23 protein-coding genes and 2 pseudogenes are annotated in these 25,260 nt (G+C 55.0%); 18 read left to right on the forward strand and 7 right to left on the reverse strand.

Annotated elements, in window-relative coordinates; translation table 11 throughout:
- The 8 genes and pseudogenes from INF77_RS12860 to INF77_RS12895 form a co-directional block, all read left to right on the forward strand.
- Positions 1-1,168 (forward strand): annotated as a pseudogene (locus INF77_RS12860) (type VI secretion system tip protein VgrG); the annotation flags it as partial.
- A 1-nt stretch (position 1,169) separates the two neighbouring features.
- Positions 1,170-1,676 (forward strand): hypothetical protein, encoded by a 507-nt coding sequence (locus INF77_RS12865; RefSeq protein WP_223824751.1) that lies wholly within the window; start codon positions 1,170-1,172, stop codon positions 1,674-1,676.
- Positions 1,677-1,770: 94 nt separating this feature from the next.
- Complete coding sequence (locus INF77_RS12870; protein WP_247649072.1) at positions 1,771-2,325, forward strand: hypothetical protein; 555 nt, start codon at positions 1,771-1,773, stop codon at positions 2,323-2,325.
- 3 nt (positions 2,326-2,328) lie between these two features.
- Positions 2,329-3,405: a hypothetical protein gene (locus INF77_RS12875; protein WP_193532742.1), complete on the forward strand. Its 1,077-nt coding sequence runs from the start codon at positions 2,329-2,331 to the stop codon at positions 3,403-3,405.
- Positions 3,406-3,478: 73 nt separating this feature from the next.
- Positions 3,479-3,919, forward strand: a complete 441-nt coding sequence (locus tag INF77_RS12880; protein ID WP_193532741.1) for a DcrB-related protein — start codon at positions 3,479-3,481, stop codon at positions 3,917-3,919.
- A gap of 3 nt (positions 3,920-3,922) precedes the next feature.
- Entirely contained in the window at positions 3,923-8,281 is a 4,359-nt protein-coding gene (locus INF77_RS12885) for an RHS repeat-associated core domain-containing protein (protein ID WP_193532740.1), read from the forward strand.
- Positions 8,238-9,026, forward strand: a complete 789-nt coding sequence (locus tag INF77_RS12890) for an Appr-1-p processing protein (protein WP_214581235.1) — start codon at positions 8,238-8,240, stop codon at positions 9,024-9,026. The genes INF77_RS12885 and INF77_RS12890 overlap by 44 nt, the downstream gene beginning before the upstream one ends.
- Positions 9,027-9,112: 86 nt before the next feature.
- Positions 9,113-9,514, forward strand: coding sequence for a hypothetical protein (locus INF77_RS12895; RefSeq protein ID WP_193532739.1), 402 nt, complete (start codon positions 9,113-9,115; stop codon positions 9,512-9,514).
- Between the two features lie 59 nt (positions 9,515-9,573).
- Here INF77_RS12895 and ychF read toward each other — a convergent pair whose 3' ends face one another.
- The gene (ychF, locus tag INF77_RS12900) at positions 9,574-10,668 is read right to left on the reverse strand and encodes a redox-regulated ATPase YchF (protein ID WP_003856650.1); all 1,095 of its coding nucleotides are present in this window, start codon (positions 10,666-10,668) and stop codon (positions 9,574-9,576) included.
- Positions 10,669-10,794: 126 nt separating this feature from the next.
- Complete coding sequence (gene pth / locus INF77_RS12905; RefSeq protein ID WP_008499504.1) at positions 10,795-11,379, reverse strand: aminoacyl-tRNA hydrolase; 585 nt, start codon at positions 11,377-11,379, stop codon at positions 10,795-10,797.
- Positions 11,380-11,653: 274 nt separating this feature from the next.
- On the opposite strand from pth, the gene ychH reads away from it, so the two are divergent.
- A complete protein-coding gene (ychH, locus tag INF77_RS12910; protein WP_028013466.1) occupies positions 11,654-11,929 on the forward strand; it encodes a stress-induced protein YchH in 276 nt (91 codons plus the stop codon).
- A 122-nt stretch (positions 11,930-12,051) separates the two neighbouring features.
- The gene (locus INF77_RS12915; RefSeq protein ID WP_193532738.1) at positions 12,052-13,110 is read left to right on the forward strand and encodes a MerR family transcriptional regulator; all 1,059 of its coding nucleotides are present in this window, start codon (positions 12,052-12,054) and stop codon (positions 13,108-13,110) included.
- Here the strand turns inward: INF77_RS12915 and dauA are convergent.
- The 4 genes from dauA to lolB all read right to left on the reverse strand — a co-directional run bounded on the left by dauA (position 13,096) and on the right by lolB (position 17,450).
- Positions 13,096-14,775 carry a C4-dicarboxylic acid transporter DauA gene (gene dauA, locus INF77_RS12920; RefSeq protein WP_193532737.1) on the reverse strand — a complete coding sequence of 560 codons (1,680 nt, stop codon included), beginning with the start codon at positions 14,773-14,775 and terminating at the stop codon, positions 13,096-13,098. The genes INF77_RS12915 and dauA overlap by 15 nt on opposite strands.
- 124 nt (positions 14,776-14,899) lie before the next feature.
- Positions 14,900-15,847: a ribose-phosphate diphosphokinase gene (gene prs, locus INF77_RS12925; RefSeq protein WP_003856663.1), complete on the reverse strand. Its 948-nt coding sequence runs from the start codon at positions 15,845-15,847 to the stop codon at positions 14,900-14,902.
- Between the two features lie 125 nt (positions 15,848-15,972).
- On the reverse strand, positions 15,973-16,842 hold the full coding sequence (ispE, locus tag INF77_RS12930; RefSeq protein WP_193532736.1) for a 4-(cytidine 5'-diphospho)-2-C-methyl-D-erythritol kinase: 870 nt from the start codon (positions 16,840-16,842) through the stop codon (positions 15,973-15,975).
- Positions 16,839-17,450, reverse strand: coding sequence for a lipoprotein insertase outer membrane protein LolB (lolB, locus tag INF77_RS12935; protein ID WP_028013462.1), 612 nt, complete (start codon positions 17,448-17,450; stop codon positions 16,839-16,841). The genes ispE and lolB overlap by 4 nt, the downstream gene beginning before the upstream one ends.
- 201 nt (positions 17,451-17,651) lie before the next feature.
- Here lolB and hemA point away from each other — a divergent pair, with 201 nt between their 5' ends.
- The 6 genes and pseudogenes from hemA (at position 17,652) to kdsA (ending at position 22,696) form a co-directional block, all read left to right on the forward strand.
- On the forward strand, positions 17,652-18,908 hold the full coding sequence (hemA, locus tag INF77_RS12940) for a glutamyl-tRNA reductase (protein ID WP_021240361.1): 1,257 nt from the start codon (positions 17,652-17,654) through the stop codon (positions 18,906-18,908).
- Between the two features lie 41 nt (positions 18,909-18,949).
- Positions 18,950-20,032, forward strand: coding sequence for a peptide chain release factor 1 (gene prfA, locus INF77_RS12945; RefSeq protein ID WP_021240360.1), 1,083 nt, complete (start codon positions 18,950-18,952; stop codon positions 20,030-20,032).
- Entirely contained in the window at positions 20,032-20,862 is an 831-nt protein-coding gene (prmC, locus tag INF77_RS12950) for a peptide chain release factor N(5)-glutamine methyltransferase (RefSeq protein ID WP_063942338.1), read from the forward strand. Before prfA ends, prmC begins: the two co-directional genes overlap by 1 nt.
- Before the next feature lie 2 nt (positions 20,863-20,864).
- A pseudogene (locus INF77_RS23240) lies at positions 20,865-20,954 on the forward strand (siroheme synthase); the annotation flags it as partial.
- 41 nt (positions 20,955-20,995) lie between these two features.
- Positions 20,996-21,805 (forward strand): invasion regulator SirB1, encoded by an 810-nt coding sequence (gene sirB1 / locus INF77_RS12955; protein ID WP_028013460.1) that lies wholly within the window; start codon positions 20,996-20,998, stop codon positions 21,803-21,805.
- A gap of 36 nt (positions 21,806-21,841) precedes the next feature.
- A complete protein-coding gene (gene kdsA, locus INF77_RS12960) occupies positions 21,842-22,696 on the forward strand; it encodes a 3-deoxy-8-phosphooctulonate synthase (protein ID WP_028013459.1) in 855 nt (284 codons plus the stop codon).
- A 74-nt stretch (positions 22,697-22,770) separates the two neighbouring features.
- Here kdsA and chaA read toward each other — a convergent pair whose 3' ends face one another.
- Positions 22,771-23,871 (reverse strand): sodium-potassium/proton antiporter ChaA, encoded by a 1,101-nt coding sequence (chaA, locus tag INF77_RS12965; RefSeq protein ID WP_008499517.1) that lies wholly within the window; start codon positions 23,869-23,871, stop codon positions 22,771-22,773.
- 269 nt (positions 23,872-24,140) lie between these two features.
- Here chaA and chaB point away from each other — a divergent pair, with 269 nt between their 5' ends.
- The gene (gene chaB / locus INF77_RS12970) at positions 24,141-24,371 is read left to right on the forward strand and encodes a putative cation transport regulator ChaB (RefSeq protein ID WP_014884191.1); all 231 of its coding nucleotides are present in this window, start codon (positions 24,141-24,143) and stop codon (positions 24,369-24,371) included.
- 177 nt (positions 24,372-24,548) lie between these two features.
- Positions 24,549-25,244: a gamma-glutamylcyclotransferase gene (locus tag INF77_RS12975; RefSeq protein WP_028013457.1), complete on the forward strand. Its 696-nt coding sequence runs from the start codon at positions 24,549-24,551 to the stop codon at positions 25,242-25,244.
- The last annotated feature ends 16 nt before the right edge of the window (positions 25,245-25,260 follow it).

Here is a 25,260-nt window from a genome sequence, read left to right on the forward strand (position 1 = left end):
GGGCTCTGTGGACAACGCCAATGCCCTGCGCTTTGAGGATAAAGCGGGTGCAGAGCAGGTGTGGATCCAGGCCGAGCGCAACATGGACACCAGCGTTAAAAATGATGAAACGCACAGCGTCGGCGGGGCGCGCAGCCATTACGTGAAGAAAAATGAGCTGCATCGCGTAGAAGCGAACCAGACGCAGGCCGTGAAAGGTGGCACCGAGATCCTGACGGGGAAAGGCAAGCTGGATGCGGCGGTCGAGCAGTATGTTATTGCATCCGGGACGAAGCTGCGGCTGGTCTCAGGTGAAAGCGCCATAGAGCTTAACGCTAACGGCAAGATTAACCTGATTGGCAAAGAGTTTAACTTCTTCGTTGAGGGAGATGGGTATATCACCACGGGCGGTAAGCTGCATCTGAATACCTCGGGAACCAAGCCGGGCACAACGGCGCCGGGTTCTGGGCATAAAGGGGATATTGATGCGGCGGTGCAGGCGAAGTTTTCGCCGCAAGAGAGCGCTAGTCGTCCTGCCCCCGCTGCGGCTCCAGCAGCAGGCCAATCGAAACCTGCTCCAGCTTCGGCGTCAACAACAGCCCCGCCTTTGAAAGGGAATTATGTTTATAAAAACAATCCGAATAGCTCAGACGTTATGCCTTTCAATGATGATGTTGTTAAACAAATCAACAAGTCACCGACCCTTCAAACTCAGCTAAAAGATTTGAAAGACAAGGGATGGGCGATTCAACCAGGTGCGACTGGAGGGGGAAGTTATACTGATTCGGATAATAAACTGATCGTTATGGATCCCGAACACATGGAAGACACGGCCAATACAGTACAAACACTGGCTCATGAAGCAGGGCATGCAACATATCCTGTTGCAGCGGACTATTCTAGTAAAGAAAATTTCGTTAACAGCCAGCTTATGGATGAAGGTGGTGCAACCTTGAATAATATTAAAATACAGCGTGAAATTCTGGGAAATGGCGGTATTGATATTGATATAGCAGGAAGCCCGGAAAATCTCAAAGCTTACAATGCAGCCTATGATAAAATGGTAAGTGGAGAGTTGTCGCGGGTTGACGCAGCAAAAGCTATAGGTAAAGTCTACGGTAAAGGCGAAATAGCTTCGGGTACCGATCTCAATTACAGCGATTATTACGGGGGTTTCTATGGTAAGTAGAATGACAAAAAATACCATCCTCTTTTTGCTCCCACTATTTTCATCTTTTTCTTACGCAGGACAAAAAAACATGAACCAAGATTCGTTATGGAATATTGTTAAAGAACTAAAAACAGTCTGGGGAAAACAGACCGAGGATGTCAGTAAACTTTTCCATCAACCACTGGTCCAAAAAAATCCAGAAGTGAAAGACCGTTATACGTCAGTTCCATTCACATTATCTGATGGAACTCGTATCAGCGATTTAGATGTTCGTTTATGGGGAAATGGAGATAATAGTGTTTCACTTATCTCGTTTGTAATCGAACAGCCTTGCATTACGCTCGAACAAGTAAAAACTCATTTCCCTGATGTTAAAATTTCTAACATTCCTCGTGGGAATACCGCAGGACAATCAGTTGGATACCGAACCGTTACTGATGAGAGAGGACTTGCATGGGCATTTAGTTTTCCGGTAATGAACCAGGAATGCCTAAATAGAGTCGTTATGTCGCGTTACGATCGTTAATAAGTGTTGTGTTTTCATGCCGGCACGGATATTTCGCTGCCGGTTTGCAGTATTCGTGAAAAGCGTAATTTACATCAAGTTAGTGACGATAAACGTGAAAAAACACACGCCTATATTTCTTTGTTTTTCCCTGATGTTTAGTTGTCTGAGTAGCAATGTGGTTTTGGCAGAGGCTATGCCGCCCGTTCTGACAAAACAGGATTTTTCCGTGAAGGTCAAAGACCAGTCCATCGCCCTGGGCGACAGATGGGCTCCTAATATCGCGCTTAAATTTGACGTGCCGGTGGAAGGCAGTTTTACCGGTGAGGTTCCTTTTGACGGAACTAATTATAAATTCTTCCAGCATCAAAGGGCTGGGTTAGAAATATTCAGTTCCAATCTCTGGTGGGATAAAGCGGAAAGAAGCGTTGATGATTATATCGTGTCTCAAATTACGGTGACTGCCGAAGGCTTCGCAACGCCGCGTGGTATCCATGTGGGTTCAACGAGAGAGGAATTGAACAGCGCATACGGTACCGGTCAGGTCGACAATGATTCGGGGGAACAGTGGATTACCTACGAGTTGGGTAAAAAAGCGCTCTCGTTTGAGATGAAAGACGGCGACGTTTTGAAAATAACCATGAATTACAACAATGGCTCTTCAGAGTAATTTATGAGCAAAAAACATTTGGCAGCCATATTGTTCACCGCTTTATTGACAGGCCCCGTTGAAACCACAACGGCGCTTGAATTATCACAATATAATAAGCTTGATACGGTTAGCCGCATCGTTAACGACAGCGAAGTGACTGACAATCTCAGGAAAACGCTGGGAAATCATTACCAGACCTTTATTGATAACTTTGATGTCTTCGGTGAACCGCATACCACCACAGGTGGTGGGTTGTTTGTTGAAGGCTGGTTAAAAGATCTCTATCAGGAGAATGCATCCGCGCTGGTCATCAATCCTGACGGCAAAATCTTTGCAGCCTGGGTGGTTCCGACGTCGGACGTTATTCATTACCAGTCATCTGACAATAGCCCAGTTATTCATGCCGATATTCAGCAGTGGGCCGCCAGATTTAATGCGATGCATTTTGCAACGTTCGGCCAATCAAAACTCGTGTTTGACGGGGAGTGGGCTGGCGAATTCAAGAACGACTCGACGTTAACCCTGCGATTAGCTGAATCAGACAAGCGGATCACCGGCTCTTATTGCTATATCTCCCAGAGAGGAAACCGCATAGATTGCCCGGAAGATGATGAGCAAAATCTTAGCGGTACGATCGCTGGCAATCGTGCCAGCGTTGAGTTCAACTCATCGTTTGGCGGCGTAGGTGGACGGGCTGTTCTGGAAATAAAGGGGCGTGAAATGGAATGGCGTTTAGTTACTCCTCCTCAAAAAGGAAATTACTATGCTCCGCTGCGATATACGTTACGTAAAGCCGCTTCGGTTCAAAACGCGGAAACCAGAAAACTGGACACCGATAAATTCGCTATTTCGCTGATAAACAAATGCGGCCATTTTGAGAGCAAATGTGACGAGATGGTTTATCTCGGCGTGCGCAAAAGCGATAACAGTACAATCTCCTTAAGGGGTAAAACGTTACACGACTCCGCAGGCAAAATAATCGGCTCAACGTACAAGAATGGCGAGATCGCTTATACCGTGACGTATGCACCTGTGAAATTGGTTGTCAGCAAAGGCAGTCATGTTTTAGTCGAACAGTCAGGTCAGTGGCTTAAATAAAAAAGCCAGCCAAAAGGCCAGCATGGATTGGCCTCTTTTGTTTCTCTCAATATTAATCATCCCGAGTTCACTTATGAAATACACCCTCCAGGAAGGTTCGTTTTCCCTATTTCCTGCTGCCTGGCAGGATAACAGCATGAACATCATTCGCGATGACGAAAGCGGGCTGTCCGTGGTGGTCAGCCGCGGCGTGATTCCCGATGGCAGCGACTACGAACAAGAGTTTCACCGCCAGTGGGATGTGCTGCGTCCTCAGATGGGTGAGATCGCCCAGAGCGAATTCCGGAGCGTAAAAGCCGGGCCTGATGGAAAAATTAGCGGACTGGAAGTTGAGACCACGTTTGACCGTAACGGGCAGCGCCTGTGGCAAAAACAGCTGGCCGTGCAGACGCCGGGCAAACCCGTAATGATGATTTTTACCCTCTCGGCACTCAGAGCATTCACTGAAGAGGACGAGGTGCGCTGGAGCGCGCTTAAGCAGAGTCTGACGCTAAACGACAACCGGAATGTGTAAGGCATGAGCGATAACAACGCGGCCCGTAAGGGCGACGAGATTATTCACTCCAGCATTTTTGCTGACATCACCAGCATTGTGGCGGAAGGTGCCGCCTATGCGGTGATCGGTGCGGCGGTAGGCGCAGCAGCAACCGTAGCGGCGCCATTGCTGGGTGCGGGGGCAGCAGCTGCAGGCGTGGCAGCAATTGGATCCAGTTGTCTGTTAAGCGGCATCATTGGCGGCGTGCTGGCGAACGTGGCGGGTATCACAGACGATATCAGTAACGCCGCGGAAGGGTTAGGCAATGCGCTTTTCCCGCCGTCGCCTGCGGGCAAAATCACCACCGGTTCGAATAACGTTCTGACCAACGCAATCCCTGCCGCGCGCGCGGCAGGCACGCTCACGCCCGCCGATACCCCGTCCCCTGAGCCGCAGTCGCCGGGCAGCTTTGCCGATTACGCGGGCATGCTGCTTTCCGCCGCCGGACAGTTTGGCAGCGAAATGTGGCAGCCGAGCGTGGCGTCTGCCGCTGCGGGAACTTCGCCGCTGGAAGAAGACAAGGTGGCGTGTGAAAAACACTCCGGGCCGCAGTATCTGGCGGAAGGCTCCAAAAGCGTTTTCATCAACGGCCAGCCTGCGGTGCGCGCGAAAGATCGCACCACCTGCGAAGGCACCGTTTCCGACGATGTCTCTCCTAACGTGATCATCGGCGGGGACACGCTCACGGTCCGCGATATCAAAAGCGGTAAAACGCCGGGTCTGGCGCTGGGGATGATTGCGCTCTCCCTGCTGCGCGGTCGTCCGGGCAAGATCCTGAAAAACATGCCCTGCGCGCTGGCGGCGGCTGGCGGCGGGATGCTGGCGGATATGGCGGTGAACGCCGTGTTTGGCTCCTCGCACCCGGTTCACGCCGCTACCGGCGTGAAGGTGCTGAATGACGACGACGAGCTCGATTTCTCGCTGCCGGGGCGCTTTCCGCTGCGCTGGCAGCGCAGCTATAACAGCCTGACCACCCGCGAAGGGCTGTTCGGTCTGGGCTGGGCTACAACCTTTGACAGCTATCTGACGCTGGAAGATAACAATGCGACCTGGTTCGATGAAACCGGGCGCGAGCTGAGCTTTGAACTGCCGCCTGTCGACCAGGCGTTTTACAGCATCAGCGAAGGCATCATTATCCGCCGCAATGAGAGCGGCGACGTGGCGATTGCCGACGATGACGGCGCGGTGTGGCGTCTGTACAAACCGACCCGCGCGAATCCTTCTATCCTGCGTCTGGCCTCCCTCAGCGATGAATACGGCAACGCGCTGCTGACGGCGTGGGACGAGCACGGCAGGCTGGTTGGTCTTCACGACGAGCCGCGGGCGATAGACGTCACCCTGCGCTATGAGGATGAACGTTTCCCGCAGCGGGTTACCGCAGCCAGCCATTTCGACGGCAACCAAACCTGGCCGCTGATGCAGTGGGGCTACGATGCGCGCGGCCAGCTGGCGAGCGCGACGGACGCCTCCGGCGTGGTGACGCGTGAATACCGTTACAACGACCACGGCCTGATGGTCTGGCACCGCTTGCCGGGGGGGCTGGAGAGCGAATACCGCTGGAAACAATTCGATCACTGGCGCGTGGTGGAAAACCGCACCAGCACCGGCGATGGCTGCCGCTTTAGCTACGATTTAGACGCGGGGTTGACGACCGTCGAGCACTACGACGGCCAGACGCGACGCCACTACTGGAACGCGCAGAATCTGATTGTGCGTTACGTCGACGAGCGCGGTGAAAACTGGCGCTACGAGTGGGACGATAACGAGCTTCTGACGCGTCGCATCGATCCGCTCGGCAATGCCGTCACCTTCGTCTACGACGAGATGGGCAACCGGGTGCAGGAGATCGACGCCGATGGCAATAACCGCACCACCACCTGGCTGGAGCACCGTGCGCTTCCGGCGTCAATCATTGAAGCAGACGGCAGCGCGACTCGCTTCTGGTACGACGAACACCACGGGCTGAAGCGCGTGGTGGATCCGCTGGGGCAGACCACGCAGCTGCGCCGGGACGAGTTTGGCCAGGTTGTGGAAGAGATCGATGCCGCCGGCAACAGCCGCTATCAGGAGTACAACGAGGCCGGGCAGATTGTCCGTTCGACGGACTGTTCCGGGCGTATTACCCGCTATCGCTATCACCCGCTGGGCTGGCTGGTGGCAGAGATTAGCGCTGACGGTGAAGAGACGCGCTACCGCTACGACGCCGCAGGGCGCCCGGTGCAGCTCGATCGTCCGGAAGGCTGGACGGAGTCGCTCAAATGGAACGAACGTGGCCTGCCGGTGAGGCACGCGGGCGCCGACGGGAAAGAAAGTGAGTTCAGATACGATGAGGCGGGGCGCTTAACCGCCACCCGTAATACGCAGGGCGAAGAGGTCCGTCGCCGCTGGGACAGCCGCGGGCGTCTGATTGCCCTGGAAAACGAAAACGGCGAAGCGTACCAGTTCCGCTGGGGCGCTGACTCGCTGCTGCTGGAAGAGGTAGGGCTTGATGGCGTGGCCTCGCAGTATCGCTACGACGCCTGCGGACGCACGATAGCGCGCACGTTCGCCGCCGGTCATCCGGAGGCCATCACCCACGCCTTCGCCTGGAGCGCGAGCGGCCAGCTGGTCGCCCGCACCACGCCGGAAGGGCAGACCCGCTACCACTACACGCCGTCCGGGCTGTTAAGCCGGATTGGGCTGCATCCTGCGCTTTCAGCCGACGCGTGGACCACCGAGGCAGAGCAGGAGCTTGCCTTTGAGTACGACGCGCTTGGTCGCGTCACGCGCGAAGCGGGCGAGCACGGCGAACTGGCGTGGGAGTATGACGCGCTGGGCAACCGCACCTCCGTCACGCTGCCCGATGGCCGCGAGCTGAAACAGTTCTACTACGGCAGCGGGCATCTGCTCAGCATTGCCCTCGATAAGCTGTCGGTCTCCGACTTTACCCGCGACGAGCTTCACCGCGAGACCAGCCGCACGCAGGGGCTGCTGACCACCCGCAGCGAATACGACCGCCTTGGTCGCCTGCATCGGCGGGACGTCTTTACCGGCAACGCTCAGCGCCCGTCGCCGCGCCGCTGGTCCCGCCGCTGGGATTACGATTACCGTAATAACCTGGTTCGCGAAGAGCGAGACGATAACCCGTTCAGCTGGTACCGCTGGCAGTACGACAGCGCCGGGCGTCTGCTGGTTCAGGACGGCACGCTGCCCGGACAGGAGCAGTGGCGCTGGGACGCTGCCGGTAACCCGCTCGAAGGATCTGCGGAGAAGGTCACGCACAACCGCCTGACGCAGCTGAACGGCATTCGCTGGCGCTATGACATCCACGGCCGCACCGTGGAGAAAGATAACGGCCAGACCCGCTGGCACTACCGCTACGACGGCGAGCACCGTCTGACGGAGGTGATCAGCCAGCCGCGGGACCGCAACAGGCCGCAGACGCAGGTCAGCTTCCGCTACGATCCGCTCGGGCGACGCATCAGCAAAACGCGCCGCCAGATGCTGGGCGGACAGCCAACCGGCAAGCCGGTCACCACCCGATTTGTCTGGGAAGGGTTCCGGCTGTTGCAGGAGGTGCACGGGGACATGCCGCTGACCTACGTCTACAGCGATCAGGACAGCTACGATCCGCTGGCGCGCATAGACGGCGTTGATGCCCCGGAGATCTTCTGGTTCCACTGCCAGCCCAACGGCACGCCGGAGCGGATGACGGATATCGAAGGACAGCTGCGCTGGGAAGGGGTGAACAGCGCCTGGGGCAAATTGCTGCGGGAAAGCGAGACGCAGATATCAGGATTTTCTCAGAACCTGCGTATGCAGGGGCAATATCTGGACCGCGAGACAGGGCTGCACTACAATCTGTTCCGGTATTACGACCCGGACTGCGGACGGTTTACGCAGCAGGACCCGATAGGGCTGGCGGGGGGGATAAACCTTTACCAGTATGCGCCGAATGCGCTGGGATGGGTGGATCCGTGGGGGTTGACGCCTAAAACATTGATTCACTACACGACTGAAGAAGGTATGAAAGGTATCACGGAAAGTGGTGTGATTAGACCGTCGTCTGGTGATATACATGCTCGTTTTGGGGATGGGCAATATTTCACTAATATCAGACCTGAAATGATTGGCGGAAGAACACTCAAAGATGTTGGAGGAACTGGAAAAATGTCTCTCGGCCAATTAGCAGCTGATATATATGGTGATGCGAGAAAATTAAAAGGTATAAGCCATTTTGTTGAAATAGATGTTACTGGCCTAGATGTAATTGAACCCCGGGAAAACACATTCTTGATCTTAAACTCAAAAGATCTTGATGTCTCTAAAAGAATTGTTAAAAGTGGGAGGAGTTGTGGTTGATGTGAAAAAATATTATAAAGGTAACGTTGATTTTATTGCAGGTGAAGGAATTATTATCAATGAATTCATAGGAGAGGTGGCCACACGACAAATAAACATCATAGATGGCGATTATTATGCATCTTCCTCTTTGCTAGATAAAAATGATAAAATTGGTTTTCTGCTGTATGATGGTAAAAAAAGCGATCTCGACTTAAGTGATGCTGAAGAAATTTCGAATGAGGAGTTTGAAACTTTCTGGCAAACATCAACGAGTTCATTGCAAGAAAAAAAACAAATAAAATACTTGTCTGGAAATGCTGTGGAACCTTTGAAAAAATCCACAGTTATTGCTCACATTGTGAATAATAAAGGGAAATGGGGTAAAGGCTTTGTTCTGTCTCTTTCAAATAAATATCCTTCTGCAAAGAAATACTATCTCAATAGCTTCAATGGAAATAATATCCCAGAATTAGGTACGGTTGATTTTGTCTTGGTTGATGCTAAAGAACAGATATTTATTGCTAATATGTATGCACAAGATGGTATTAAGAAAAATGTCAATGACAAAAATCAATACGTATGTTATGCATCCCTGGACGTTTGTCTTGAAAAATTATCTGACTTTGCTTTAGTGAATCGCCTTTCAGTACAAATGCCAAGAATAGGCGCTGGCCTCGGTGGAGGTGATTGGGATGTTATAGAGTCATTAATACTAAAAAATATTTGCTATAAGATGGTCGATTGTAATGTAATAACTTTATAATATAAAAACAAAATTAGCGTTGCATTTCATTATGTTTTGTTGTTGCTTGGAAAAGGATTTTTATTTAAAAAGGCAAGGGCTTTAGTATGAAAACGGCTATAGAAGATACTATTGAACAAGGAAACAAGTTACACGACAACCAAAAATACGCCGAGGCTTTAGATCAATACCAAAAGGCCTGGCAAGCTCTTCCTGAGCCAAAGTCCGAATCAGAACTTGCTAACTGGATCTCTGCATGCATGTACAGCGCATATTTTGATCTTGCGGATTACGTTGAGGCAAAGAAATGGGGAGAGACGACTTTACGGACACGTGGATCGGATATAGACACTGCACCGTTAATCGACTTGGGTATGGTCTGTTACGAGTTGAATCAATTCGATGAAGCGTACAAATATTTTAACGATGCTTATAACTACGGCAAAGAGCATGCGTTTCAGGATAGACCTAAAAAATATCTAGAGTTCTACCGGCGCAAAAGGGGATAAGTTCGTTACTCTATAAAAAAATCCACGCCCAAGCGTGGATTTTTTTCATTCAAAACAAATCAAACGTTAAACAGGAAGTTCATCACGTCGCCATCTTTAACGATGTAATCTTTCCCTTCCGCACGCATCTTGCCAGCTTCTTTCGCGCCTTGCTCACCCTTGTAGGTGATAAAGTCTTCAAACGCGATAGTCTGCGCACGAATGAAGCCCTTTTCGAAGTCGGTGTGGATCTTACCGGCCGCCTGAGGCGCAGTCGCACCCACAGGAATCGTCCATGCACGCACTTCCTTCACGCCAGCGGTGAAGTAGGTCTGCAAGTTCAGCAGCTCATAGCCCGCGCGGATCACGCGGTTCAGGCCCGGCTCTTCCAGACCCAGTTCGGCCATGAACTCTTCACGGTCGGCGTCGTCCAGCTCGGCGATATCGGACTCAACGGCTGCGCAAACCGCCACAACCACAGAACCTTCCGCCGCGGCGATTTCACGGACTTTGTCCAGGTACGGATTGTTCTCGAAACCGTCTTCGTTAACGTTGGCGATGTACATGGTTGGCTTCAGGGTCAGGAAGCTCAGGTATTTGATCGCCGCTTTGTCTTCGTCAGTCAGATTTTTCAGCGCGCGCAGCATGCCGGCATTTTCCAGCTGTGGCAGGCATTTTTCCAGCGCAGCCAGTTCCGCTTTCGCGTCTTTGTCGCCGCCTTTGGCTTTCTTCTGCACGCGGTGAATCGCACGTTCGCAGGTGTCGAGGTCAGAGAGCGCCAGCTCGGTGTTGATGACGTCGATATCGTCAGCCGGATCCACTTTGTTATTAACGTGGATGATGTTGTCGTTCTCGAAGCAGCGCACAACGTGGCCGATCGCTTCAGTTTCACGGATGTTGGTCAGGAACTGGTTACCCAGACCTTCGCCTTTGGAGGCACCCTTCACCAGGCCCGCGATGTCCACGAACTCCATGGTGGTTGGCAGAATGCGCTGCGGCTTCACGATTTCCGCAAGCTGGTCCAGACGCGGGTCCGGCATTGGCACCACGCCGGTGTTCGGTTCGATGGTACAGAACGGGAAGTTCGCCGCTTCGATACCCGCTTTGGTAAGCGCGTTAAACAGGGTGGATTTGCCCACGTTTGGCAGACCGACGATACCGCATTTGAATCCCATTTCTAAATCACCTTAATATCTTGATAATCAATCCGTTAACGATAACCGATTGATGAAAAGTAAATAACTACGCCTATTATACACGTAACCCGCATGACGCGCGGTAAAAAAGCCGTATCGGGCGGATTATTGCGCTTTGAAAGCGTGTAAGCGATTTGTCGCTTTGGTTAAGCCGTCTTGCAGCCAGATTTCAGTGCAGCGCGCCGCTTCGTCTACCGCCTCGTCAATCAGTTTTTGTTCGGAAACCGGGGGCTTACCGAGCACGAAACCGACAACTTTGTTTTTATCGCCCGGATGGCCGATTCCCACGCGCAAACGGTGGAAATTCGGGTTATTGCCCAACTTGCTGATGATGTCTTTAAGACCGTTGTGACCGCCGTGTCCGCCGCCCAGCTTGAATTTTGCTACGCCAGGCGGGAGATCCAGCTCATCGTGAGCCACCAGAATTTCATCCGGGTTGATGCGATAAAACGTTGCCATTGCCGCCACCGCTTTACCACTCAGGTTCATAAAGGTGGTGGGCACCAGCAGGCGAACATCCGCGCCAGCAAGGTTGATACGTGAGGTATAGCCGAAGAATTTTGGTTCTTCACGCAGGGGAGCACGTAACCGTTCGGCCAGCAGATCGACGTACCAGGCTCCGGCGTTGTGGCGGGTGGCCGCATACTCCGCGCCCGGGTTGGCGAGGCCGACAATCAGTTTAATCGTCACGATTCAATTCCTAATGGGTTCCAGATCTGGCGCGTAGTTTACTGTCTGGCGCGCCGCTTGACAAAATTCTGCGGTTATCCCGGCGAAATTCGAATAATTACTCATCTGAACAATTAGAATTTCAAGCTGTTCAACGCCTTATTTGTAAATTTTTGTTTGTGCGTTATTCGTAATTGTGATCATTCACGCAACTCATAAAAGGGGCGTTGTCTATACTTTACACACAAGGATTAGGGGCTTTTCCCCTGACAACCCAAAGTTCCGGAGGTGACATATGAAACGCAAAAACGCTTCGATGCTCGGTAACGTGCTAATGGGGTTGGGACTGTTCGTGATGGTAGTCGGCGTAGGTTATTCCATTTTAAACCAACTGCCGCAGCTTGATCTCCCACAATACTTCGCGCATGGCGCGGTATTGAGCATCTTCCTCGGTGCAGTATTGTGGCTCGCCGGGGCGCGCGTGAGCGGACATGAGGAAGTCTGCGATAAATATTGGTGGGTGCGCCACTACGACAAACGCTGTCGTCGTGACCAGCATAAGCACAGCTAGTGCCTGATTAAGAACATCGAAACGACTCCATCCGGAGTCGTTTTTTTTTTGCATAGCATATTGACCCTCACGTAACGTAAGGCTCCAGAGTGGTGGCACTGGCAAAGTAAAAAGGAGCAGTTATGTTGATTCAGGTGGGTGAGCTGGCGAAACGAGCCGGTATCACTGTGCGGACATTGCATCACTACGAGCAAACAGGGCTGTTGCTGCCTTCTGCCAGAAGCGCGGCAGGTTACCGGCTTTACAACCTGGCGGATGTCCAGCGTCTGCACATGATCCAGGCGCTGGCAAAAGCGGGGCTGGAACTTGCCGAAATCAGGGATTTTCTGGAAAAGGAGTCGCTGTCGTTGACCGAGCTACTCGATGCGCAAATCACGTTGCTGGATAAACAGCTGCGCAGCATACACACGCTGCGCGACCGGCTGGTGGAGCTGCGTACCGGGCTTACCGACGATGCGACGCCGGATCTGGAGTCCTGGCTACAGACTCTGGAGTTAATGAATATGTACGATCGCTGGTTTAGCAAAGAAGAGTTACAGCAGTTGCCGTTTGCGGTACAGAAGGATGCGCTGGCGGCTATCTGGTCAGGGCTGGTGGCAGAGGCTAACGCGCTGCTGGAACAGGATATACCCGTTACTGACACGCGGGCGATGGATCTGGCGACCCGCTGGATGGAACGTCTTGAACAGGACACGGCGGGCAAGCCGGAGTTTCTCACCCGGCTGAACGAGATGCACAGCGTAGAGCCACAGATGCAGGCGCAGACCGGCATCACCCCGGAGATGACAGATTACATCACGCGGGCGTTTGCGGAATCTAAGCTCAGGATATGGGAGAAGTATCTCACTGCCGAAGAGATGGCCTTTACCCGGGCACATTATTTTGACCGCATGATGGAGTGGCCGCCGCTGGTGGCGAAACTGCATCAGGCGCAGCGGGACAATATCGCTCCTGACTCGAAGGAGGCGCAAAAGCTGGCTGAAAACTGGCTGGCATTGTTCCAGTCCTACGCAGGCACCAACCCCGAGACCCAGCAAAAGTTTCGTACGGCTATGCAGCAGGAGCCGCATCTGATGAAAGGAACCTGGATGACGCCTGCCGTGCTTGCATGGCTCCAGCAGGCGATCGGGGTGATGATGCAGAGACGTTTCTCTGCATCAGGTAACTCACAGATCCGCTAACGCGGCTTCACGGTTAGGATAAAAGGCAAGGCGGCCAGGGATCGGCTGCACGCCCGCACGCGCCATGGTGCGCAGGGGCTGGAATTCCAGGTTGCTGACCCGCAGCTCGCAGCCTTCCGGCAGACGTTTCACAAAGCGCTGGAAGGCATCCAGACCGCCGGCATCCAGCACCGGGACGGCATCCCACTTCAGCACCACAACCCGTTTCCCCGCGATGCGGGACTCCAGATCGCTGAACAATCCTTCCGCCGCGGCGAAGAATAGCGGGCCAATCACGCGCAGCACCAGCACATCCTCAGGCACCTCGACGTTTACCGACGAGAGGCGCGTCATCTGCGCGATGCGGCGCATAAACAGCAGGGAGGCCAGCACGATCCCGACGCTGATGGCGATAACCATGTCGAACAGCACGGTCAGCGACATGCAAATTAGCATCACGATGATGTCGTCTTTCGGCGCGCGACGCAGCAGGTTCACCACCTTGTGCGCCTCGCTCATGTTCCAGGCCACCATCAGCAGCAGGGCGGCCATGGCGGAAAGCGGCAGCCAGGAGAGCAGTGGGGCAAGGATCAGCAGCGCCAGAATCACCAGCACGGAGTGGATAACCGCCGAAACGGGTGACGTTGCCCCCGCGCGCACGTTTGCCGCAGAACGGGCGATGGCTGCCGTGGCGGTAATCCCGCCAAAGAACGGTGCGATGAGGTTGCCTAAGCCCTGACCGACCAGTTCGCTGTTGGCTTTGTGCTTGGTGCCGGTCATGCCGTCGAGCACCACGGCGCAAAGCAGGGATTCAATCGCTCCCAGCATCGCCATAGAGAACGCGGCGGGCAGCAGGGCGCGAAGGGAATCCCAGCTCAGGGTGAAGCTCGAACCAGGCATGTCCCACGGCAGCACCAGCTGCGGCAGCAGCTGTGGAATGCCGTTACCCTGCGAACCGTCCGCCAGAACATAGTGGAACTGCGAGCCGATAGTCGCGACATGACCGCCGAACATATTAACGATAGCCATCACCGCGCAGCCCAGCAGCAGGGCGGGCAGATGGCCCGGCAGGCGAATACCGAGGCGAGGCCAGACGATAAGCGTCCCCAGGGTGACTATTCCGATGGCGGCGTCGCCCAGGTTGGCCGTCGGCAGCGCCATAAACAGCGCGCCCACTTTCTGTAAATAGTGCTCCGGAACATGGGTCATTTGCAGACCGAGGAAATCCTTAATCTGCATGGTTCCGATGGTGATCCCAATCCCCGAGGTGAACCCCAGCGTCACGGAAAGGGGAATGTATTCAATCAGGCGACCAAAACGGGCCAGACCGAACAGAATCAAAAAGACGCCGGACATCAGGGTGGCAACCAGCAGGCCTGCCAGACCAAACTGCTGTGAAACCGGGTAGAGGATCACCACAAAGGCGGCGGTCGGGCCGGAGACGCTGAAGCGCGAGCCGCCCGTCAGGGCAATAACAATCCCGGCAACGGCCGAGGTGTACAGACCGTACTGTGGCGCAACGCCGCTGCCAATCGCCAGCGCCATCGCCAGCGGGATGGCAATAATTCCGACGGTGATCCCGGCAATCAGGTCACGGATAAAGCGTGACGAGGTGTACTTCTCTTTCCAGCAGGCGTCGATGAGGGCGCGAAAGGGCAGAACATGTGAGGAGGCTACGTTTTTCACAATTATCTATCATCCGTGTGCGCATCATCTGTCATGTGAATGGCAGGTGAAGGAGGCATTAATCATACAAATAAAACCCAGAGACAAAAAAACCCGCCGCAGCGGGTTTTTTGGCCGTGTTCGATTAGTGTTCGAACATTGCAGAGATGGATTCTTCGTTGCTGATACGACGAATCGCTTCGGCCAGCATCCCGGACAGGGTCAGGGTACGCACGTTTGGCAGTGCCTTGATCTCGTCGCTCAGTGGGATGGTATCGCATACCACAACTTCGTCAATGACGGAGTTGCGCAGGTTGTTCACGGCATTACCGGAGAAGATCGGGTGGGTCGCGTAAGCGAACACGCGTTTGGCACCGCGCTCTTTCAGCGCTTCAGCGGCTTTACACAGCGTACCGCCGGTATCGATCATGTCGTCAACCAGCACGCAGTCGCGGCCAGCTACGTCACCGATGATGTGCATCACCTGAGAAACGTTAGCGCGCGGACGACGCTTGTCGATGATCGCCATGTCGGTATCGTTCAGCAGCTTAGCGATAGCACGGGCACGTACCACGCCGCCGATGTCCGGAGATACCACAATTGGGTTGTCCAGGTTCAGCTGCAGCATGTCTTCCAGCAGGATTGGGCTGCCGAATACGTTATCAACCGGGACGTCGAAGAAGCCCTGGATCTGCTCTGCGTGCAGGTCAACGGTCAGTACGCGGTCAACGCCGACGCTGGACAGGAAGTCAGCGACAACTTTAGCGGTGATTGGCACACGCGCGGAACGGACGCGACGGTCCTGGCGGGCATAACCAAAGTAAGGGATAACAGCAGTGATACGGCCTGCGGAAGCGCGACGCAGAGCGTCGACCATAACAACCAGTTCCATCAGGTTGTCGTTTGTTGGAGCACAGGTGGACTGGATGATGAAAATATCACCACCGCGTACATTTTCGTTGATTTGTACGCTGACTTCGCCGTCGCTAAAGCGACCTACGGCGGCGTCGCCGAGGGAAGTGTACAGGCGGTTGGCAATACGTTGTGCTAGTTCCGGGGTGGCGTTACCAGCAAAAAGCTTCATATCAGGCACGAGAAGAACCTCAGGCATGCGTCCAGTGGTGGATAGCGTTCGCCGCAAACTGCGGGGCCTAAGCGAAGGCTATCCAGGCGGTGTATTAAAGAGCGCGATGCAACGTCTGGAACAGGGTGACGTTGTCACCGAAACTCAGTCTGCGCCAGAATGGCCTGCTGTAGGGGGGAGGTGTTCATCCCGCGCGCTACAAAACCATACAGCCAATCCGGCGCTTGCTCAAGCACCTGACGGGCAGCGGATTCGGTGTCAAATTCAGCAAAGACACAGGCCCCTGTACCGGTCAGGCGCGACGGCGCGTATTCTAACAGCCAGGAAAGCACCGCATCAACCTCGCGAAAACGTTTTCTTGCGATATCCTCGCAATCGTTGCTGAATTCACAATTTAATAACGTTTCTATTGACCGTACCGGGGTATTTCTTTTCAGGTCAGGATCTTTAAAGATGACCGGGGTCGGAATGCTCACGCCGGGGTGGGCAACCAGATACCATTTTTCCGGCGGGTTGACCGGGGAGAGGATCTCGCCCACGCCCTCGGCAAAGGCCGCGTGGCCGCGAACAAACACAGGGACATCTGCGCCCAGCGTTAAGCCCAAACCAGCCAGTTCATCCGTCGACAGCCCGCAGCCCCAGAGGTGGTTCAGCGCAACCAGCACGGTGGCGGCGTTGGATGAGCCCCCGCCGAGACCGCCACCCATCGGCAGACGCTTCTCAATGCGGATATCCGCACCGCTTCCCGCCGGCAGACGGCCCGATTCCGCGGCGGCTTTCATCAGCAGGCGCGCGGCGCGGACGATCAGGTTGTCCTCATGCGCCACGCCGTCGACCGGCGTCAGCAGGCAAATCTGCCCATCCTGACGCGGCTCGATGGCAATCGTGTCGCCATAGTCAATAAACTGAAACAGCGTCTGCAGAGTGTGATAGCCGTCAGCACGCTGGCCGGTGATGTATAAAAACAGGTTCAGTTTTGCCGGAGAAGGCCAGTGGGTCATCATTTAACGATCCAGTTGTCCATTTTCAGCTTGATGCGCTGGCTGCCCTGGGTCAGCTCCATGTTTGATGGCAGCGAAGGTTTACTCTTGCTGTCATAGGCGCTGTACACCACTTTCCAGGTTTTGCCGTTCTGGGTGTAGTTGACCTGGCTCAGACGGTATTGATCGTCAAGCGTATAGTCGGTCGCTTCGCCCGGCAGGCCGAGGATCCACTGGCGCAGGCTGTTCAGCGGAATTGGCATCCCGGTCAGCTTGCCAATCATCTCTTCGGCATCGGTCGCCGTGTAGTGCTGGCCTTTGTTATCGGTGATCTGCGCTTCGCCCGGTTTGGCGATAAGCTCCAGCTCGGTGCTGCCCAGCGGGTTCAGCAGCAGCAGGCGATAGTTGTCCTGCCCCGTTTGCTGCCAGAAGAAGCGGGCATAAACCTTTTGTTCGTCAGAGAGATACGCGAAGGCGCCGCGCGTCTGGTACTGCTTCAAATTAAGGACGTCCTGCTGGTGCTGACGCCACTGCGGTGAATCAGGGCTTTTGCCCGGGCCTTTTGGTTGGGTGACAGTACAGGCGGTCAGAACCAGTGCTGCCAGCGGCAGCAGGCGAATCAGTCGGGTCATAATGAGGACAAATCCTTGAGATACGTTGCAGTTATAACTGTTAATGCTAGCGCCCCGCAGTGCTACCGTCTACGTTCAAATTATCTCAAAGCGTTGAGTAACCTATTACTCCGAAAGGAGGCGGTCTCTTTTATTGATCTCGCGCATCCTGTATGATGCGTCCTGCTAACCTTATTAACGCTGGTACTACTCCCGCTCAACATGACCCTATTAGCACTCGGCATCAACCACAAAACGGCCCCGGTTTCGCTGCGAGAACGCGTTACGTTTTCGCCGGATACGCTTGACCTGGCGCTGGACAGCCTGCTTGCACAGCCGATGGTGCAGGGTGGCGTGGTGCTTTCGACGTGCAACCGTACCGAGCTGTATTTGAGCGTGGAAGAGCAGGATAACCTGCACGACGCGCTGATCCGCTGGCTATGTGACTACCACAATCTCAACGAAGACGAGCTGCGCAACAGCCTGTACTGGCATCAGGATAACGATGCGGTCAGCCATCTGATGCGCGTCGCCAGCGGTCTGGATTCGCTGGTGCTTGGCGAGCCGCAGATCCTCGGCCAGGTAAAAAAAGCCTTCGCAGATTCCCAGAAAGGGCATCTCAAGGCCAGCGAGCTGGAGCGTATGTTCCAGAAGTCCTTCTCCGTGGCGAAGCGTGTGCGAACCGAAACCGACATTGGTGCCAGTGCGGTTTCTGTTGCTTTCGCGGCCTGTACCCTTGCACGGCAAATCTTTGAATCCCTGTCGACCGTCACCGTGATGCTGGTAGGCGCGGGCGAAACCATCGAGCTTGTGGCGCGCCATCTGCGCGAGCATAAAGTGAAAAAGATGATTATCGCGAACCGCACCCGCGAACGCGCGCAGGTGCTGGCGGACGAAGTGGGTGCCGAGGTGGTTGCGCTGAGCGATATTGATGAACGTCTGAAAGAGGCGGACATTATTATCAGCTCTACCGCCAGCCCGCTGCCGATCATCGGTAAAGGGATGGTGGAGCGTGCGCTGAAATCCCGCCGTAATCAGCCAATGCTGCTGGTGGATATCGCCGTTCCGCGCGATGTTGAGCCAGAGGTTGGCAAGCTGGCTAACGCCTATCTTTACAGCGTGGATGACCTGCAAAGCATTATTTCGCACAACCTCGCCCAGCGTAAAGCGGCGGCGGTGCAGGCGGAAACCATTGTTGAGCAGGAAACCAGCGAATTTATGGCCTGGCTGCGCGCGCAAAGCGTCAGCGAGACCATCCGCGAGTACCGCGGGCAGGCGGAGCAGGTGCGTGATGACCTGACTGCCAAAGCGTTAGCGGCCCTGGAACAGGGCGGCGACGCGCAGGCGATTATGCAGGATCTGGCGTGGAAGCTGACCAACCGCCTGATCCATGCGCCAACCAAATCTCTTCAACAGGCTGCCCGTGACGGGGATGATGAACGCCTGACTATTCTGCGCAACAGCCTCGGGCTGGAATAGCGCCCTATACCCATTTTCTAAGACAAGGTGCACTTACGCCTATGAAGCCTTCTATCGTCGCTAAACTGGAAGCTCTGCACGAGCGCCATGAAGAAGTACAGGCGCTGCTCGGCGATGCCGGGACTATCGCAGACCAGGAACGTTTTCGCGCGCTTTCGCGTGAATATGCGCAGTTGAGTGATGTATCAAAATGCTTTACCGACTGGCGACAGGTTCAGGAAGATATTGAAACCGCGCAGATGATGCTCGACGATCCTGAGATGCGCGAGATGGCGCAGGAAGAGCTGCAGGATGCAAAAGCGCGTTCCGAAGAGATGGAGCAGCAGCTTCAGGTGCTGCTCCTGCCGAAAGATCCGGACGATGAACGTAACGCGTTTGTCGAAGTGCGCGCCGGTACCGGCGGTGACGAAGCGGCGCTCTTTGCCGGGGATCTGTTCCGCATGTACAGCCGCTACGCCGAATCGCGCCGCTGGCGCGTGGAGATCATGAGCGCCAACGAAGGCGAACATGGCGGCTACAAAGAGGTTATCGCCAAGATCAGCGGCGACGGCGTGTACGGACGTCTGAAGTTTGAATCCGGCGGTCACCGCGTGCAGCGCGTTCCGGCCACCGAATCTCAGGGCCGTATTCATACCTCCGCCTGTACGGTGGCGGTGATGCCGGAGCTGCCGGAAGCGGAACTGCCGGACATCAACCCGGCGGACCTGCGCATCGACACCTTCCGCTCCTCCGGGGCGGGCGGTCAGCACGTTAACACCACCGACTCCGCCATCCGCATTACCCACCTGCCGACCGGCATCGTGGTGGAGTGTCAGGACGAACGTTCGCAGCACAAAAACAAAGCCAAAGCGTTGTCCGTGCTGGGCGCGCGCATCCACGCGGCGGAAATGGCGAAGCGTCAGCAGGCGGAAGCCTCTACGCGTCGTAACCTGCTGGGCAGCGGCGATCGCAGCGACCGTAACCGCACCTATAACTTCCCTCAGGGGCGCGTGACCGACCACCGAATCAACCTGACCCTGTACCGTCTGGACGAGGTGATGGAAGGGAAGCTGGATATGCTGATTGAGCCTATCGTGCAGGAATACCAGGCCGACCAGCTGGCGGCGCTGTCCGAGCAGGAATAATGGATTTTCAGCGCTGGTTACGCGAGGCGGCCGGGGAGCTTTGCAAAAGCGAAAGCCCGAAGCGCGACGCAGAAATTTTGCTTGAGCATGTGACGGGTAAAGCCCGCACGTACCTGCTGGCATTCGGCGAAACTGAGCTGACCGCAGAGCAGGAAGCACGGCTCGCCGCGCTGCTTGCCCGCCGTAAAAACGGCGAGCCGGTGGCTCACCTTGTCGGTGAGCGCGAGTTCTGGTCGCTACCGCTTTACGTCTCGGCGGCGACGCTGATCCCGCGTCCGGATACCGAGTGTCTGGTGGAGCAGGCGCTGGCACGTTTACCCGCAGCGGCCTGCCGCATTCTCGATCTCGGGACGGGAACTGGTGCTATCGCGCTGGCGCTGGCCAGCGAGCGGCCTGACTGCGATGTAACGGCAGTGGATGTGATGCCCGACGCGGTGGCGCTGGCGCTGCGTAACGTGGAACGTCTCGGGCTCAGCAACGTAACGGTGCTGCAAAGCAGCTGGTTTGCCGCGCTGGAGAACCGCTCATTTGCGATGATTGTCAGCAATCCTCCTTACATTGACGAACATGATCCGCACCTTGCGCAGGGAGATGTTCGCTTCGAACCGCTGACGGCGCTTGTGGCCGCCAACGCGGGATTAGCCGATCTTGATCACATTGTGACAACGTCACGAGAGCATTTGCTTCCCGGCGGCTGGCTGCTCGTGGAGCATGGCTGGACGCAGGGAGAATCCGTGCGGGCACTGTTTACCCAGGCAGGCTACGCCGCTGTCGAAACCTGCCGCGACTACGGCGGCAACGAACGCCTGACGCTGGGGCAGTGGTCTTGAGTGCCGGGTATCTGCCATTTACTGATAAAGGCGTAAGGCTGACTGAAAGGCAGTTTGGCGTTATCATCTACATCGTTTTGAGTTTTATCGCGCCTGAGCGTCATTGTTCGCTCAGTCGTTACTGGGGTAAGTCATGAGGTCCTTAGCCGATTTCGAATTTAATAAAGTGCCGCTTTGCGATGGCATGATCCTGATTTCTGAGATGATACGCGACGATTTTACGTCGCAGTACGTCTACGATGAGCTGGAGAATCTGGTCAGCCTGGCGCGTGAAGAGATCAATCAGGCGCGCCCGCAGGACTGGCAATTAGAGAAGCTTCTGGAGCTTTTCTACGGCGAATGGGGTTTCTGCGACACGCGTGGCGTGTATCGCCTGTCTGACGCATTATGGCTGGACCAGGTCTTAAAAAATCGTCAGGGCAGCGCCGTTGCGCTGGGCTCTATTTTGCTGTGGGTTGCGCACCGCCTGGATATTCCGCTGGTGCCGGTTATTTTCCCGACGCAGATGATCCTGCGTGCGGAGTGGCTGGACGGTGAGATGTGGCTCATTAATCCGTTTAACGGCGACACGCTGGACGAGCATACGCTGGACGTCTGGCTGAAAGGCAACATCAGCCCGGTGGCCGAGCTCTTTAACGAAGATCTCGACGAAGCCGACAACGCCGAAGTCATTCGCAAGCTGCTGGATACGCTGAAGTCAGCGCTGATGGAAGAGCGTCAGATGGAGCTGGCCTTGCGTGCCAGTGAAGTGCTGCTGCAGTTTAATCCGGAAGATCCGTACGAAATTCGCGACCGCGGGCTTATCTATGCCCAGCTCGACTGCGAGCACGTGGCGCTGAACGATCTGAGCTATTTCGTCGAGCAGTGCCCGGAAGATCCGATTAGCGAAATGATTCGCGCGCAGATCAACGCGATCTCGCACAAACAAATTACACTGCATTAATCTTAATTCCGATTCACACCTGAATAAGGCGATCCTATGAAACAAAAAGTGGTTAGCATTGGTGATATCAAGGTAGCAAACGACCTGCCGTTCGTGCTGTTTGGCGGTATGAACGTGCTGGAGTCCCGCGATCTCGCCATGCGTATCTGCGAGCACTACGTGACCGTGACCCAGAAGCTGGGCATTCCGTACGTGTTTAAAGCCTCTTTTGACAAAGCCAACCGCTCCTCCATCAACTCTTACCGTGGCCCTGGCCTGGAAGAGGGGATGAAAATTTTCCAGGAGCTGAAGCAGACGTTTGGCGTGAAAGTGATCACCGACGTGCATGAGTCCTGGCAGGCGCAGCCTGTGGCAGACGTGGTAGACGTAATCCAGCTTCCGGCGTTCCTGGCGCGTCAAACCGACCTGGTTGCCGCGATGGCGAAAACCGGTGCCGTGATCAACGTGAAAAAACCGCAGTTCGTGAGCCCTGGCCAGATGGGTAACATCGTTGATAAGTTTATCGAAGGCGGTAACGACAAGATTATTCTGTGCGACCGTGGCGCTAACTTCGGTTACGACAACCTGGTGGTGGACATGCTGGGCTTCAGCGTGATGAAGAACGTCTCTAACCAGTCGCCGGTGATCTTCGACGTGACCCACGCGCTGCAGTGCCGCGACCCGTTTGGTGCAGCCTCTGGCGGCCGTCGTGCTCAGGTGACCGAGCTGGCGCGCGCCGGTATGGCGACCGGCCTGGCAGGTCTGTTCATTGAAGCGCACCCGGATCCGGCTAACGCGAAATGCGATGGCCCATCCGCGCTGCCGCTGGATAAGCTGGAGCCGTTCCTGAAGCAGATCAAAGCGATTGACGATCTGGTGAAAAGCTTCGACGAGCTGGATACCAGCAACTAATAAAAAAACCCGCTTCGGCGGGTTTTTTTATGGGACATATTGCCGGGTAAGCGAAGCGCCGCTGGGCAAAAAGACTACGCAAAAATTGTCATCAAATACGCTACAAACAGCGCCATATGCGCCGCGCCGTTCAGGACATTGGTGCGGCCAGTGGAGAATGAAATCTGGCACAGCAGCAGCGAGGCCACCATTACAATCATCTCCGGCGCGCCCAGCGCAAACTGCAGCTCGTTACCGGTCATAAAGGCAATCAGCGTCACCACCGGCACGGTGAGTGAAATGGTCGCCAGCACGGAGCCGAAGAACAGATTCATCGCACGCTGCACCTGATTGTTCAGCACCGCCTTCAGCGCACCTAAACCCTCAGGGGAGAGGATCAGCAGCGCCACCAGGAAACCGGTAAAGGCCACCGGCGCGTTCAGTTCGGTTAACAGCGTCTCCAGCGGGTTGGCGTTCATCTTGGTGACCGCGATAACCGCAATCAGATGCACGATCAGCCAAACCGTGTGCCACGCGCTGCTGTGGGCCGACGGCTTGCCGTGGTGCGGGTCATCGTCGTCGCTGTCGTCTTCATGCTCATACACAAACAGGCTCTGGTGCGTTTTGGTCTGAATGAGCAGGAACACGCCGTACATGGCGGCGGAAATCAGCGCGACCAGCAGCGCCTGGCCGGTGGAGAAGTTTGCGCCCGGCAGCGCCATCGGGAAGACCAGCACGATGATGGCCAGCGGGAAGAGGGCAATCAGATACTGTTTAATGCCGAAAAGATTCATGTACTGGGTCGCAAATTTGCGTCCGCCCAGTAACAGAGAGAAGCCTACCAGGCCGCCCGTCACAATCATAATGATGGAGTAAAGCGTATCGCGCATCAGGGTCGGGGCGGCATCGCCGGTTGCCATCAACGCGGAAATCAGGCTGACTTCGAGAATAACGACGGAAAGGCTGAGAATTAAAGAGCCATAAGGCTCGCCCAGGCGGTGGGCTAATACGTCCGCATGGCGAACGACGCTAAATGCGCTGGTTAAGATACCGACCAGGGCAAGAATATTGATACCAACCACCACTGGCAGTGACTGACTGCTTCCCCAGAAGAGCAGCACAGCCAGTGCCAGAACCGGGAAAATGAGAGACGTCTCCTTGTGGCGGGTCTTTACCGCCTCGTGTGTTGCTGTCATGTGCTTCTCCATCAATGCAGGTGCTTGTAATTATAGATAGATTTTAATGGCAATAAATTAACAGAAATCTGTTAAATAACCTTTATTTTTTACTTAATTTTACCCTTTGTTATGGTTTTCTTGTTTAATGCCTATAATAAGATATTTCTTTTAAATATATATTTAATAACAATGAATTATGAAATTCATCCGTTCATTGTTTATGACCGGCTGGCACACCGGCGTATCGTCGTCCACACTTAACTCTTTAGGCAAAAGAGAGGTTAGTGATGCCATATAAAACGAAACGCGAATTACCCGATAACGTGAAAAACGTCCTGCCCGAACACGCGCAGGATATCTACAAAGAAGCGTTTAACAGCGCCTGGGATCAGTACAAAGATAAAGACGATCGGCGGGATGATGCCAGCCGGGAAGAGACGGCGCACAAGGTCGCCTGGGCCGCAGTAAAACATGACTATGAGAAAGGAGACGATGATAAATGGCATAAAAAGAAATAGCCGTGAAATTATTCGCTGCCTTCATTTTGACTTTTCAGGCGGTTGAACTTCCGTTGTATTGCAACTGGTCCGCTAATTGCTTATCGTAATTTGACTGCTGGCAAAATGACCAGCACAGAATGCCGGGAAGGCGAATTACAGATGTCGCAAGGAAGCATGCAGTGGCGGAGGTGTAAAGTGTTAACGCGTGATTTCTTAATGAAGGCAGATTGTAAGACGGCATTTGGTGCTATTGAGGAATCGCTTCTCTGGTCAGCTGAACAACGTGCGGCGTCGCTCGCTGCTACGCTTGCCTGCCGCCCGGATGATGGCCCGGTATGGATTTTTGGCTACGGTTCACTGATGTGGAACCCGGCTCTCGAATTTGTTGAATCGGCAACCGGCACGCTGCCCGGCTGGCATCGCGCATTTTGCCTGCGCCTGACGGCCGGACGCGGCAGTGCCTGTCAGCCAGGGCGCATGCTTGCACTAAAAGAGGGCGGACGCACCACGGGCGTCGCGTATCGCCTTCCGGATGCCACGCTCGAAGAGGAGCTGACGCTGCTCTGGAAGCGCGAGATGATCACCGGCTGCTATATGCCGAGCTGGTGCAAGCTGGAGCTCGACGACGGGCGCACCGTTAACGCGCTGGTATTTATTATGGATCCGCGCCACCCGCTGTATGAAGCGGACACCCGCACGCAGGTGATTGCCCCGTTAATTGCCGCCGCCAGCGGGCCGCTGGGCACCAACGCGCAATATCTCTTCTCCCTCGATCAGGAGCTGACCCGCCTCGGCATGCAGGACGATTGTCTGAATGAGCTGGTGGTGAAAGTGAAGGCGCTGCTGGAAGGGAACCCGCTCAACAGCACGCTGCGACCGGGTTTTGCCTGAGAATACGCCCGGCGAG

The sequence above is a fragment of the Enterobacter cloacae complex sp. P1B genome, from assembly GCF_014982345.1.
Lineage (GTDB): Bacteria > Pseudomonadota > Gammaproteobacteria > Enterobacterales > Enterobacteriaceae > Enterobacter > Enterobacter bugandensis.

Excerpts from the sequence above, each read along its gene's own strand:
- INF77_RS12865 (WP_223824751.1), top strand. The coding sequence starts at position 1,170 with ATGACAAAAAATACCATCCTCTTTTTGCTCCCACTATTTTCATCTTTT.
- INF77_RS12875 (WP_193532742.1), top strand. The coding sequence starts at position 2,329 with ATGAGCAAAAAACATTTGGCAGCCATATTGTTCACCGCTTTATTGACA.
- INF77_RS12880 (WP_193532741.1), top strand. The coding sequence starts at position 3,479 with ATGAAATACACCCTCCAGGAAGGTTCGTTTTCCCTATTTCCTGCTGCC.
- INF77_RS12885 (WP_193532740.1), top strand. The coding sequence starts at position 3,923 with ATGAGCGATAACAACGCGGCCCGTAAGGGCGACGAGATTATTCACTCC.
- INF77_RS12890 (WP_214581235.1), top strand. The coding sequence starts at position 8,238 with ATGTCTCTAAAAGAATTGTTAAAAGTGGGAGGAGTTGTGGTTGATGTG.
- INF77_RS12895 (WP_193532739.1), top strand. The coding sequence starts at position 9,113 with ATGAAAACGGCTATAGAAGATACTATTGAACAAGGAAACAAGTTACAC.
- ychF (WP_003856650.1), bottom strand. The coding sequence starts at position 10,668 with ATGGGATTCAAATGCGGTATCGTCGGTCTGCCAAACGTGGGCAAATCC.
- ychH (WP_028013466.1), top strand. The coding sequence starts at position 11,654 with ATGAAACGCAAAAACGCTTCGATGCTCGGTAACGTGCTAATGGGGTTG.
- INF77_RS12915 (WP_193532738.1), top strand. The coding sequence starts at position 12,052 with ATGTTGATTCAGGTGGGTGAGCTGGCGAAACGAGCCGGTATCACTGTG.
- ispE (WP_193532736.1), bottom strand. The coding sequence starts at position 16,842 with ATGATGACCCACTGGCCTTCTCCGGCAAAACTGAACCTGTTTTTATAC.
- lolB (WP_028013462.1), bottom strand. The coding sequence starts at position 17,450 with ATGACCCGACTGATTCGCCTGCTGCCGCTGGCAGCACTGGTTCTGACC.
- hemA (WP_021240361.1), top strand. The coding sequence starts at position 17,652 with ATGACCCTATTAGCACTCGGCATCAACCACAAAACGGCCCCGGTTTCG.
- prfA (WP_021240360.1), top strand. The coding sequence starts at position 18,950 with ATGAAGCCTTCTATCGTCGCTAAACTGGAAGCTCTGCACGAGCGCCAT.
- prmC (WP_063942338.1), top strand. The coding sequence starts at position 20,032 with ATGGATTTTCAGCGCTGGTTACGCGAGGCGGCCGGGGAGCTTTGCAAA.
- sirB1 (WP_028013460.1), top strand. The coding sequence starts at position 20,996 with ATGAGGTCCTTAGCCGATTTCGAATTTAATAAAGTGCCGCTTTGCGAT.
- kdsA (WP_028013459.1), top strand. The coding sequence starts at position 21,842 with ATGAAACAAAAAGTGGTTAGCATTGGTGATATCAAGGTAGCAAACGAC.
- chaA (WP_008499517.1), bottom strand. The coding sequence starts at position 23,871 with ATGACAGCAACACACGAGGCGGTAAAGACCCGCCACAAGGAGACGTCT.
- chaB (WP_014884191.1), top strand. The coding sequence starts at position 24,141 with ATGCCATATAAAACGAAACGCGAATTACCCGATAACGTGAAAAACGTC.